Raw genomic sequence first — 13,842 nt, forward strand, 5'->3', positions numbered from 1 at the left:
ATTCCAGCGGGGATACAACGGATGGAGATGGGAAATTAACCGCGACCTTAGCCAGTACCATGGAAATCAAGGATATTGCGGTTTCACTGGCGATTGGCAGCCACAAGCCCGTTCAAGCAAAGGCGGTAGATTTCAAACCGGAACAGATATCGGCGATAGACGTTAAACCAACCAGTCCTCTATTGGTGAATAAAATTTCTACCCTGACGGTCAGAGTGAATGATGCTACGGGTAAAAATCCGGAGATTAATAAGACAGTTAACTGGACGATAAAATCCGCCGATCATAATGGCGTAAAACTGAACCCAACAAGCAGTACAACCAATGCTCAGGGTTACGCGACTACAACATTGACCAGTGATCAGGCTAAAACCGTTACGGTAGAGGCCGCAGTGGAAGGTATTGCAACAAAGAAATCTGTAGATGTGGAATTTAAATGGCCAACCATTCAGAAACCAACATTTACCCCAACAACCGGAACAGTTCCTCCGGATGCAGATAAGAATTCTCAAGACGCTTACCATTATACGGCGGCTGTACATGGTACTGATGGTAAGCCCTATACAGAGAAAGAGATTAAATTTAAATGGCAGTTGAAGCCTGTGGCACAGGGGAATGTGCAAGATACCTGGTTGTCAGAGACTGGGGAAATGACGGTGAAACCTGATGGGACATTGCAAGTTGACCTGATGAGCAAGCAGAAAAGCCCTGTAGTGAAAGGTGCCATTGTGTGCCTTGCTGTTGTTGACCAAAATTCGGTTGCGATCTCTGAAACGGAACAATGTGCTGATTCTGTGGATTTTAAGCCAGAAAGTGTAAAGATAGTTAGCCTTAAGCCGACTAATTTTAATCCTAATACACTCCAAAAAGGTGATGGCAATGCGTCTTATACTTATACAGCAGAAGTTGTTAGGGCAGACGGTACTCCGCTACCTGACGGGCATAAAGTAGAAAACGTTAAGTGGGATTTTGATCCTAAGCCTAATACCTATAATGGTAATCCTGAGTGGGAAATTAAAAGTGATAATATAGTCAAAAACGGTCAACTTACGGCTACATTAACCAGTCAGGTTGGTATTGGTGATATTAATAATGGTCAGGTTACTGATGGCTTGAAGGTAATCTTATCGGCGCCGGATGGGGGGAAAACTTCTTCTGCGGTAGCAGGGCCGGTTGTTTTTAAAGTGGTATCGCAACCAGCAGGAGTTGTTGTCTATGTTAAAGAAGCTGATAATACAACAATTAAAAAGAGTAAAATATTTAAAGATCAACTTAGGCCTAGTAACTCATTTGGAAATATGTATGCAAAACTGCACGATTTATCGATAGATGTAAATATTTTGGCTAACGGAGGGGAAATTATTTCTCCAAAAGGTTTTGATAATGAATTAATTATAGATCTGCCTACGGGAGAAATATATGTGGGTCTTGCTCTTAGGAATCAGCATGATACATCTGTAACGGTTAAAAGACCCAATAAGGCCAAGTATACTTATAATTATTCTTTTTGGATTAAAAAACTCATTATGCCTAACACTGTTCACACAGGCGTAATGAAACAAGATAGTCAACCGGAAGATGTTTCATGCAAAAATTCCGGTATACCCTACCTGCGCAATATTGATGAAGTTGATGTGGGTATCAGCAAAAATGATAGTTACTCTTTACAGAATGAATTTCCAGACAGCTACTCTTGGGGTCTTCTTGATGCAGTTTCACCACAACCTCCGGTGACTCCAAACATCCTTGGGGAATACGGTCCGAATAGCACTAGCGCTGGGAATTTTATTTATAATACTCAAGAAAACAAACAAGTGAATACTGGTAATGATCTTCAAGGTTATGTGATTTGTGTTGGGAGTTATTTGACCAATTAACTTAAAAACCCTGGGTTTAATATATTGGAAAAAATTTTTTTATTGATGTGGGGATATTATCGAATAAAAGCATCTTTAATGCTCTGTAATTTTAAGCAGCCGTAATGTGTAATCGCATTCGGTTGTTTTTTTTGCCTGACTAAAATGTCACTGTGTTTTTTAGTCGAGCATTGGCTTTATTTCGTGAAAACATATCTCTTAATCTAAATATTACTTGGGTAAATTTTTTTGTTATCAGGCGATAACTATTTTTCATTATCTAAACCAGAATGAATTGATTAATCTGTTTGCGCTTGTTACACTGTTTTTAAATATAAAATGATCCACTGAAGTAAAATTAATTAAATGTAATAATTTCAATGTGGTTTAGTAACTTACCAGAGTAATTAATTATATAACATAATAAATTTAATTTATGAGGAGTTAAAATGAAAAGAGAAGAATACTTAATTGCCAAAAGTTCCTCTCAGAATGATTATTCCGTTACAGCAACAATACCTGATCAATCTGATATTATTATCGGGCAAACGAGTTATATAACAATAAATATTTCAGGACTGTCAACTAAAATAGGTGATATTAAGCACGTAACAATAGAACCTGATCACAGTATAGCAAATTTAGTCACATGGAAAACAGAGTCACAATGGACTCACTTCGGTAATGAGGGGAATATAGTCATTCGTTTGACGGTTGATAATAATTTGGATGAACAACAACATAAGCAAATTAGTTATGTTGTAAAACTTTGGGCTGACAATACCGGGAATAAACCAATATCGAATTACACACCGGAGAATATCCAATATAATGTAAAGCGAGTTGATCATGATTCTATCATTATGTTAAATACTGATAATGAATATATCCAACCTCCAACAGATACTAATCCAGTGGGAACCGGGAAGAAAAGTATTATCTATTCTGGTTCAATTGTTGATAGTAAAGGACAGGCTCTTAAAAATACCCAAGTTATAGTCTCATCTGCATTGCCGGATCAAATATACTCTAACAACTCGAATAAGGTTCTTGTTAATATAGGAAATGTGCCAGACACCGGCAACCCCACATCGATAACAACGACGAGAGATCATGGGGTAGATTATTTTGTTATTAATAGTGATGATAGTGGCAACATAAAATTCAGTGTATATCCTAAACGAAACATATCTGCCAGGATTGATTTTAAGACGGGAATATTAGGTGTAACGACTTTGAGTTATGCTGCGTCAGCGTATATCTTTAGTGATACAAATCTGAGTGATGACCCACTTGGGCCATCATCACCAAATATATACAATGCAGAACAAACGGGAGCGGTTCCCAAAATACCGGGTTCTAAGGGAATGAAGGTTGGAATTGAACGGTATGCCGGGTATCAGAGTTCAGATACTTTGATATTCTTTATGCAAGGCTATGAAGCAACCGATAAACCCATTCAACTCAAACCCATATATAGGCTTGATAACGTAGAAAGTCTGGATGCAAATCCTTTTTATTTTACCTATGACCAGTTACTCGTTAATAAACCTATGAAACTTTATTATTTAATCGCCCCTGCCAGTCAGGATTCTCTCTATTCCATGGCATCAAACTTTATGTATGTTGGTGAGCTATCCGATGATGGTGACAACAATGATGATGGGTTTTATACACCAGTTGAAGTCTATTCCAGTTATTCACCATCACCATTTGACCTTAAAAACACACAGGATAATGATCGTATGTATGACAACCGTCTCGTCACACTAGATACGATAAATCAATATATAAAAGGAGGTGCTACGATAACAAATACTGATCCTGTTGGTTTGTATGTCGTTATAAAAATAGCAAAAAACTTCACTGAGGAAATGAAGGGACTACCTCCGCTTAATTCTACTTGTACTGTAATGGTTAATATAGATTCTGCTACAAGACAAGAAAATAAATCATATTCACCCATTCAACTGACTGACAGTACCAACTACTATCAAGTTGTGAAGATTCCATATTGTGATTTAACTCGCGCACGAGGGTGGGAGGATGGTATTCCGGCAAAACTGTCGTTTGCCTATTCAATAACACACGAAGGAGCTACAAAGAACAGTAAAGAATGGAAAGCTACGATAGGTACAGCAAATACTGGTTTTGATATAGGTGATGATGGTTGCCCTTGCAACGATAAGAGTAATTAAAAAGTCAACTATTTCAATATATAATGTAAATTTATTTAAAATATCCATTTTATGGAAATGACTACACTGTCCACTTATAAATAACATTTCAAAATGATAGTTCACTTCCTTACTCCTCGCACTGCAAGGAGTAAGGGATATTTAATAGATTATGTGTGTCACTATTATTGAAGATTATTTATAGGTGAAGTGGATGTTATCTATATTTAAAATAGAGGCAGATAATAATGAGTATAGTAAATAATATGGACGCAATAGGTAACTCATGTGCACTTGGTGAACTTTGTGTATCTATACCTGATGGAGCTGATGTTGTTATTGGGCAAACTTGTTATTTGACCGTATCACTTTCTGCTGATTCAAATTTGATTTCCAGTATTAATAGTATTTCAATAGAGGCTGATAAAAAATATTTTTCTGTAGATAATAAGAATGGATGGAAAGTATCAGAAAATGGAAATTTTGGTAGTGCTATAATTCTATTACATATAAATGATAATTTATCACCGGATATATCAGTTAACTATACAGTTCGTGCAATGTCAAATTCTGGTTATATTAAGGAGATTAAACCATTAGAAATAACATATACGACTAAAAAAGTGGAACCAACAGGATTAATTTCATTAACTACTAATAATGAATATATTGAACCACCGACAGAGGATAACCCTGTCGGCACTGGAAGTTCATATGTTACATACTCAGGGAAACTATTAGATTATAATAATAACCCATTAAAAAATACCCAAATTATAGTATCATCTGAACAGTCAGATAAAATTTTCTCTCATGATCAAAATAAGGTGCTTGTGAATATAGGTACAGCCCCCAAAGATGGAGAGCTGCCCCAAAAAATCATTACACATAGTCAGAGTAATTTTGATTTTTTTGCTGTTCACAGCGATATTAATGGAAATATAGAATTTCGCGTTTATCCAGTACGCGATACTTCTGTCAGAGTTGACTTTGACACTCAAATATTGAATGTAACTTCTGTTAATTATGCTGCATCTATATATATATTTAATGCTATACGTAGTTCATTATTTGGACCAAATTCACCAAAAATATTAGGAATACAAGATGGTAAGGTAAGAAAAATACCAAATGCTAAGGGAATGGAAGTGCACGTAGCTTCTTATCCTGAAGGTAAGGATACTGATTCTTTAATATTTTTCATGCAGGGATTTGATCAAAGCGATAAACCAATTCAGCTCAAACCTATATATAGACTTGATAATATAACCAATTTGGATTCTACTCCTTTTTATTTTACATATGACCAGTTGCCACTTAATAAGTCTATGAAACTTTATTATTTGGTTGCTCCTGAAAGTCAAGAATATAGCTATTCCATGACAGAAATGTTCACATATATTGGTGAACAAAATGACTCGTCTAACGACAGGTCTTACGACAAAGTCAAAGTATACACCAGCCATGCAACCCTTCCCATTGATGTATACAGTGAAGAAAATGAAACTTTTGAGTGGCATGGCATCATCCTGAGCATGATAAGCCAACAGAGAAAAACGGGTCAATGTGCCAAAGGAGCAACGGGGCTATATGTGGTAATAATGGGAACAAGTGAGCAGAATAATAAAAATTTACCACAGCTCGGTAGCAAAGGGTATTTGAACGTGTATGTGAAAACACCAAACTCTAGAAATACCCATAATAGTTATCCATTCCAGTTACCACCTGCTGCTGATCCGGGAAAACAAACAGGCCATTGTACGGTTAATATCCCGTACTGTGATATTAACCGAGCGGGGCCTTCATTCTCTCAAGGGTTAGGAACACTTTCGTTCGATTATTATATCGAAAATAGTGATGGTTCTAAAACGTATAGCAAAGAGTGGAGTACCAAAATTAATACGGTATTACCCAATCAATCTCACGATGATAACGATGGGTGTGATCCTTTATCGAATAATTAAGAGGATTTTGATTTTTAATTATTGCAATGTAAAATTATAAATAAGGAAATAACATGAAAAATAATCTGTCAATAGATGAAAAATCCATATCAATATACATTGAAAAAGATGTTTTCCAAGTGTTAGACTATGATAGTACTCCACCTAATGGTGATTATATCAAGGCAGTCGCATTAATCCGGGATAAGGACGGAAAACCATTGCCGAATGTTTCTGTCGTTATTCTTGAAAAAGAGCATGCCAATTTTGATTTGGTTAATATCTATCATGCCGATAAAACAACACCTGTTACAATTAAAAATAATTCTTCTAATCTGAAATATTTCCCTGTTACCTCCGATTCAGATGGAGAATTAATTTTTTATATCTATCCTAAGAAATCAAAATCAGTCGTATTTCATGTTGATTCTATGGTAATGAATGTAACAAACCGTATATCTTCAAAAAATAAAGTGTATATTATCGATAATAATAAAAAGGATCTAAACCTTCCTCTGCTTGATATCATCGGCGATAATGGTAATTTATGGGTGAATCCCAGTTCGAGTTTCTTTACTCTTTTAATTCAAAATTATCCTGATGCAAAATTAAATGACACAATACTGTTTTTTGCACATAATAAATATGTGCAAAAGTCATTTTTTGTTGGAGATGTTAATGAATTAGATAATAGTCATATAACACTGCCTTATAACATATTTAAGGAAAATGAAGTTACGCCTTTTTTCTATACGGTTGTGAATGAGCTGGGATTGGCTCGCTCTTCATATCCACAAAGCATAACATATCCTGGAGGAGGAAATAATCGACCCATTGATAACTTAGAGAGAAGTTATGATAGTTGTATCGTTTATAATAGTTACGGTTATAATGACGATAAAAATATTATCAATGATTCCATTCATGAGAAGGATGTGGATAGCAGATGTAATAATCCCCATCATGAAGCATTATTCGTTAAAATTATAGGAACGAATGATTATAAAGATAAAACAAAAGTTCCACTTGGTGCCGAAGTCACATTAAATTTATATGTAAACAGTTATCCAAATACGATTTATCAATCTAAAACGAAATTAATGCCAACTCAACCAGATAATGGTAATACAGCAACATTATTGTTTGGCATTCCTTTTAATTATGTTGGTCATATAGAAAATGGAGATATTTATCTTGATTTTCAAGTTAATTATTATGGGGATATTTCTTATGGCAAGATCTGGCAGGCCAATGTTTATACTGTAAGACCAGGAGGAGAACTTGCCGGAGATGCTTGTTCTGACGGTATAACCTGGACCGGCATATGGTAATTCAATTTCTTAGATGAATAATAATCATTATCAAATATTCATTTTTCTTTTAATAATATATTAATAAAGAATTATAAAAGGGGTAAGGTATGTTAGGTAACGATATGATTTTGGAAGATTATAATTTAAATTTATCTATTGAAAAACATGCTGATGTTATTATAGGTCAGCAGTTTTATCTCGATATAGAACTCATACCTAAAGGAAAAATTTCTCAATCCTTTAATATAGGTATAAAAGACCCTCAGGGTTTTGAAAGTATAGAAATAATTAAACCAATTAATATCCAGCAGGATAGTAAATCATATAATATGGTGGTTTCATGTAAGGTAAAAGGAAGTGATTCAATAACGTCAGGAGATGAAATACATTTTACTCTCACAGGAATTGAAAAAGTAATAAAATATTATGCAAAGGATTTGGTTAAAATCTCAATCCAATTGAAGAAAAATAAAAGCATTTGTGCAACACCCGATAATAACAATATAGACGACAACAAAGATCATTATATCAGTTATAGCACTACATTATTTGATACCACTGGTCAATTACTTAAAAACACACCTGTCCATATTTTTTCTGAGGCTGAAGAGGATATTGTAAGGAATATCATTATTACCTCTGAACCGAGTGGAATAGGTCAAAAATGTCAAATTATCAAGCCCAAAAATTATCAGGGTAAAAGTGAAATAATTATTAATAGTGATAATGATGGAAATGTAAAATTCCGTGTTTATCCGGTTATGGACACCCCTGTTGTTATGGATTTAATCAGTAAAATCGAAGGGATCGCGGAATATCGTTCTGGTACCATATATATGGTTTCTATTCTTCCGCTCAGCGACGAGGATTTACCTGAACAGCCATATGTTCCTGAACTCTCCGGAGGTTTATTGGATGGTGGCGGAGATAAATTTTTTGAAGCACAGGTTGATTCTTATCCTAATGCGTCTTTGACCGATAGAATTTTATTTTTTAACAAGAAAAAAGACGATGGTTCTTTTGACCCAGAAGGATTAATATTTCCAGTGCAAAAGATTTCCGATGTCTCGCACAATTCAAGTGCTTATAACTATACATTTGTGATGAAAAGAGAAGTTTTTCCATCTGAAACAGACTCAATGCTCTATTATGTGATAGCACCGGATTTTGGCAATAGTATATATTCAGGGGCTCAGGAGGTTAAATATGTCGGAGAGGGAATGGGCGCACCTGATGATAGTGTCAAAAGAATATATAATATGCCCAGGATTTTCTCCAGTTATGCTGATATCAAAAAAGATCCTAAACTTGAACACTCTGATGATGATGAAAAACCCAATAATGAAGATATCACCCAAAATGATGTATCTAACTCTTCTGTCAGTGGATACCAATTGTATGTAAAAATTATGTGTACTAATGATGAGAATGATCACTCTTATCCCATTTGGGGTAAAGAGATATATTTAAGAATGTATGTTAGATCAGTAAATCAGAACCTTAATAAAATATTTAAAGTTGTTGCTCCACATGTTCCAGATAAACCAGGAGAAAACTTGTCGACAATCATTATTGAAATTGATTCACCAGAACTTAATGATGTGAAAGGATATACTGATGGCGGAATAGGGGTTATTTACTTTGAATATTATATCATTGACCCAGTTAACAATGAAAAGACATATAGTCATTATTGGAAAAATGAAATAATGACAAGTGATTAATTCCCACAATTAAATTGGGCTGTTTCTATATTAGGAGGTGCTTAATATATAGATACAGCTCTTTTTCTCATTATTGCAATTTTAAATTCCTGCTAAGTGAAATATTTGTATGGGAGGTAAATATATTTTCACAGAGCTATTTTAACGCCGATTCTGTGTGATAGTATGTCGGACGAGTTAGGGCAAATGTACCCGATGTTTTTGAAATTATTTCTTTAAACATGTACACATCTTGCGGAGTGAAGCGAGGACTTGTTCCTAACGTACTGATTTAATAATGAATTTGATTTAATACAAGTGATCTTTCGTGTGGGTCACCACTGTATATAAGGATTTTAAATGCCTGTAATTACTCTTCCTGACGGGAGTCAACGTCAATTTGAGCATGCTGTTTCTGTCATGGATGTCGCTCGTGATATCGGTGCGGGTTTGGCAAAAGCGTGTATCGCTGGCCGTGTTAACGGTGAATTGGTGGATGCCTGCGAATTAATCGAAACGGATGCCAATCTTGCGATTATCACCAGCAAGAATGAAGAAGGCCTGGAAATTATCCGCCACTCATGTGCACATCTGTTGGGCCATGCCATCAAACAGTTATGGCCGGATACGAAAATGGCTATCGGTCCTATCATTGATAATGGCTTCTATTATGATGTTGATTTGGAGCGCTCTTTGACGCAGGAAGATATCGAGCTGCTTGAGAAGCGTATGCTGGAGCTTGCTAAAAAAGACTACGATGTCATTAAGAAAAAAGTGAGCTGGCAAGAAGCGCGTGACGCATTTGCGGCTCGTGGTGAAGAGTATAAGATCCAGATTTTGGATGAAAATATCAGCCACGATGATCGTCCCGGCCTGTATCACCATGAAGAATACGTTGATATGTGCCGTGGGCCACATGTCCCTAATATGCGTTTCTGCCATCACTTTAAACTGCAAAAAGTGGCAGGGGCATATTGGCGCGGCAATAGCGACAACAAAATGTTGCAGCGTATTTATGGTACGGCATGGGCGGATAAGAAGCAGCTTGGTGCCTATTTGCAGCGTCTGGAAGAAGCGGCAAAACGCGATCACCGTAAGATTGGTAAACAGCTTGACCTGTATCATATGCAGGAAGAAGCACCGGGTATGGCATTTTGGCATAATGATGGTTGGACAATTTTCCGTGAATTGGAAACGTTTGTCCGCCTGAAGCTCAAAGAGTACCAATATCAGGAAGTCAAAGGCCCATTCATGATGGACCGTATCCTGTGGGAAAAAACAGGGCATTGGGAAAACTATAAAGAAAACATGTTCACCACTTCATCGGAAAACCGTGAATATTGCGTGAAACCGATGAACTGCCCAGGGCATGTCCAGATTTTCAACCAAGGATTGAAATCCTACCGTGACTTGCCTTTGCGCATGGCCGAATTTGGCAGTTGTCACCGTAACGAACCGTCAGGCGCTTTACATGGTCTGATGCGTGTACGTGGCTTTACCCAAGATGATGCGCATATCTTCTGTACTGAAGATCAAATTCTGCAAGAAGTCAGTAGCTGCATCAAAATGATTTATGATGTGTACGCAACCTTTGGCTTTGAGAAGATTGTTGTCAAGTTATCAACGCGTCCGGAAAAACGGATTGGTACGGAAAAACAATGGGATGAGGCAGAAGCGGATCTTGCCGAAGCCTTGATCCAAAACCGCATTGAATTTGAATATCAGCCGGGTGAAGGGGCATTTTATGGCCCTAAAATTGAATTTACTCTCTATGATTGTTTGGATCGTGCGTGGCAATGTGGTACTGTGCAACTCGATTTTTCACTACCCGCACGTCTGAGCGCGTCGTACGTAGGTGAAAATAACGAACGTAAGGTTCCTGTAATGATTCACCGTGCGGTTCTGGGATCGCTGGAACGCTTTATCGGTATCCTGACAGAAGAATATGCCGGGTTTTTCCCAACATGGTTGGCACCTCAGCAGGTCGTCGTCATGAATATTACTGACAGTCAGTCAGATTATGTACAGGAATTGGTTAAAAAACTTCAAGACGCTGGCATTCGTGCAAAAGCAGACTTGAGAAACGAGAAGATTGGTTTTAAAATCCGTGAACACACTCTGCGTCGAGTGCCTTACATGCTTGTTTGTGGCGACAAAGAAGTCGAATCAGGAAAAGTGTCCGTTCGTACTCGCCGGGGCAAGGATTTAGGCAGCATTGATGTCAGTGAGTTTACAGAGAAACTGCTGACAGAAATACGCAGTCGTAATCTTCATCAATTGGAGGAATAAGGTATTAAAGGCGGAAAAAGAATTCAACCGGCGCGCCCAAATCGCATTAATGAAGAGATTCGCGCCTCTGAAGTTCGTTTAACTGGATTAGATGGCGAACAGATTGGTATTGTCAGTCTGAGGGAAGCTCTTGAAAAAGCTGAGGAAGCTGGAGTTGATTTAGTGGAAATCAGCCCAAATGCCGAACCGCCGGTTTGTCGTATTATGGATTACGGCAAGTTCCTCTATGAGAAGAGTAAGTCAGTCAAAGAACAGAAAAAGAAACAAAAGGTTATTCAGGTTAAGGAAATTAAATTCCGTCCTGGTACAGATGAAGGCGACTATCAGGTCAAACTACGCAACCTGATTCGTTTTCTGGAAGATGGCGATAAAGCCAAAATCACCCTGCGTTTTCGTGGGCGTGAAATGGCGCACCAGCAGATTGGTATTGAGATGCTTAACCGCATCCGTGACGATCTGAGTGAACTGGCTGTGGTTGAATCCTTCCCATCGAAGGTTGAAGGCCGCCAGATGATCATGGTGCTCGCTCCTAAGAAGAAATAGTCAGGCAAAACAAGTAACAGGCTCCAGTTAATCTGGCTGGAGCTTGTTCGCCTGACTGGTTCGTTGTAATCAACAATGCGAAGTGGAAATTAAAATGCCAAAGATTAAAACAGTACGCGGCGCAGCTAAACGCTTCAAAAAAACTGCCAGCGGTGGTTTCAAGCGTAAGCACGCTAACCTTCGTCACATTCTGACTAAAAAATCAACTAAGCGTAAACGTCATTTACGTCCGAAAGGCATGGTCTCCAAAGGTGATCTGGGCCTGGTTGTTGCTTGTTTGCCATACGCATAAGCAATTTTTTTAGATTAGAACTCAGAAGAGACGATAGGAGAAGTATATGGCTCGCGTAAAACGTGGTGTTATTGCCCGTGCACGTCACAAGAAAATTTTGAAACAAGCGAAAGGTTACTACGGTGCCCGTTCGCGCGTTTACCGTGTTGCTTTCCAGGCTGTTATCAAAGCTGGTCAGTACGCTTACCGTGACCGCCGTCAGCGTAAACGTCAATTCCGTCAACTGTGGATTGCTCGTATTAACGCTGCTGCACGTCAGAACGGCATGTCTTACAGCCGTTTCATCAACGGCCTGAAAAAGGCTTCGATTGAAATCGACCGTAAGATTCTGGCTGACATCGCTGTATTCGACAAAGTAGCATTCGCTGCTCTGGTTGAAAAAGCGAAGGGCGCTCTGGCATAAGTCAGGTTAAAAGAGGGAGCTTGCTCCCTCTTTTACATTTTTCCAAAATGAGCCTTACTATAATATATGATCACATCACATCGTAATTCGGTTACGATTGGCGATGGCAAAAGAGATACAGGAGAAAAAACAACGTGATGAAATTAGCCTTTTTTCGTTTCTTTTTTTACTTTAGCGCCTGACATCAGGGGGCTTTGCGCGTAAGAAAAGAAACGAAAAATAGCGCTTGAGCCTCCAGTGTGGAGGCTTTTTTATTTTTATGGCCTCATTAATCGATAACGTATGGGGACATAATCGATAACAACTAAAGGGCCATCTGGCCAAAGGAAGAGGAAAACGATGTCACATCTTACTGAGCTGGTTGCAAAGGCAAAAGCAGCCGTGGAAGAAGCCCAGGATGTTGCCGCGTTGGATTTGGTGCGAGTTGAATACCTGGGAAGAAAAGGCCATTTAACCCTCCAAATGTCATCGCTGCGTGACTTACCAGCCGAGGAACGTCCAGCGGCAGGGGCTGTTATTAATCAGGCAAAACAAGAAGTGCAAGAAGCATTGAATGTGCGTAAGGCAAAGTTGGAAGCCGATATTCTGAATGTACGTTTGGCAGCAGAAAAAATCGATGTTTCATTACCTGGCCGTCGTATAGAAAATGGCGGTTTGCACCCTGTTACCCGCACGATTGAACGTATTGAAACTTTCTTTGGCGAACTGGGCTTTTCGGTTGAATCTGGTCCAGAAATTGAAGACGACTATCATAACTTTGATGCCCTGAACATTCCTGCTCATCATCCTGCGCGTGCTGATCACGATACTTTCTGGTTTGATGCGACACGTTTGCTGCGTACCCAGACTTCTGGGGTACAGATCCGCACCATGAAAGAGCGTCAGCCACCCATCCGCATCATTGCACCAGGGCGTGTATACCGCAATGATTACGATCAGACACATACGCCAATGTTCCATCAGGTAGAGGGTCTTATCGTTGATAAAAATATCAGCTTTACCAACCTGAAAGGCACATTGCATGATTTTTTGAATAACTTCTTCGAAGAAGATATGCAGGTACGCTTCCGTCCTTCTTATTTCCCGTTCACAGAACCTTCTGCAGAAGTTGATGTGATGGGTAAGAATGGGAAATGGTTAGAAGTATTGGGTTGTGGCATGGTGCATCCTAACGTATTGCGTAATGTTGGTATTGATCCAGAAGTCTATTCTGGTTTTGCCTTTGGTATGGGAATGGAACGTCTGACCATGCTGCGTTATGGTGTTACAGATTTGCGTGCATTCTTCGAAAATGATTTGCGTTTCCTTAAACAATTCAAATAA

At 38.2% G+C, this 13,842-nt stretch carries 11 protein-coding genes and 1 other annotated feature; all 11 genes read left to right on the forward strand.

The window, feature by feature from the left end:
- Positions 1 to 1,877: Ig-like domain-containing protein (locus PSI15_RS04715; protein ID WP_273582507.1), on the forward strand; the 1,877-nt coding region annotated here is incomplete at its 5' end.
- Between the two features lie 428 nt (positions 1,878 to 2,305).
- Entirely contained in the window at positions 2,306 to 4,054 is a 1,749-nt protein-coding gene (locus tag PSI15_RS04720) for a hypothetical protein (protein WP_273582508.1), read from the forward strand.
- 227 nt (positions 4,055 to 4,281) lie between these two features.
- Positions 4,282 to 5,997, forward strand: coding sequence for a hypothetical protein (locus PSI15_RS04725; RefSeq protein WP_273582509.1), 1,716 nt, complete (start codon positions 4,282 to 4,284; stop codon positions 5,995 to 5,997).
- A gap of 53 nt (positions 5,998 to 6,050) precedes the next feature.
- Positions 6,051 to 7,307, forward strand: coding sequence for a hypothetical protein (locus PSI15_RS04730; RefSeq protein ID WP_273582510.1), 1,257 nt, complete (start codon positions 6,051 to 6,053; stop codon positions 7,305 to 7,307).
- A gap of 89 nt (positions 7,308 to 7,396) precedes the next feature.
- Positions 7,397 to 9,013, forward strand: a complete 1,617-nt coding sequence (locus tag PSI15_RS04735) for a hypothetical protein (RefSeq protein WP_273582511.1) — start codon at positions 7,397 to 7,399, stop codon at positions 9,011 to 9,013.
- A gap of 339 nt (positions 9,014 to 9,352) precedes the next feature.
- Positions 9,353 to 11,281, forward strand: coding sequence for a threonine--tRNA ligase (gene thrS / locus PSI15_RS04740; RefSeq protein ID WP_273582512.1), 1,929 nt, complete (start codon positions 9,353 to 9,355; stop codon positions 11,279 to 11,281).
- Between the two features lie 3 nt (positions 11,282 to 11,284).
- Complete coding sequence (gene infC, locus PSI15_RS04745) at positions 11,285 to 11,824, forward strand: translation initiation factor IF-3 (protein ID WP_071827254.1); 540 nt, start codon at positions 11,285 to 11,287, stop codon at positions 11,822 to 11,824.
- Positions 11,825 to 11,918: 94 nt separating this feature from the next.
- A complete protein-coding gene (rpmI, locus tag PSI15_RS04750) occupies positions 11,919 to 12,116 on the forward strand; it encodes a 50S ribosomal protein L35 (protein ID WP_006118955.1) in 198 nt (65 codons plus the stop codon).
- 46 nt (positions 12,117 to 12,162) lie between these two features.
- On the forward strand, positions 12,163 to 12,519 hold the full coding sequence (rplT, locus tag PSI15_RS04755) for a 50S ribosomal protein L20 (protein WP_010847342.1): 357 nt from the start codon (positions 12,163 to 12,165) through the stop codon (positions 12,517 to 12,519).
- Between the two features lie 131 nt (positions 12,520 to 12,650).
- Positions 12,651 to 12,775 (forward strand) — a sequence feature (Phe leader region).
- Positions 12,657 to 12,701, forward strand: coding sequence for a pheST operon leader peptide PheM (pheM, locus tag PSI15_RS18550; RefSeq protein WP_198688755.1), 45 nt, complete (start codon positions 12,657 to 12,659; stop codon positions 12,699 to 12,701). Its footprint overlaps the feature before it by 45 nt.
- 83 nt (positions 12,776 to 12,858) lie before the next feature.
- Entirely contained in the window at positions 12,859 to 13,842 is a 984-nt protein-coding gene (pheS, locus tag PSI15_RS04760) for a phenylalanine--tRNA ligase subunit alpha (RefSeq protein ID WP_273582513.1), read from the forward strand.

This window comes from Xenorhabdus sp. PR6a, assembly GCF_028599065.1.
Classification (GTDB): Bacteria; Pseudomonadota; Gammaproteobacteria; order Enterobacterales; family Enterobacteriaceae; genus Xenorhabdus; species Xenorhabdus doucetiae.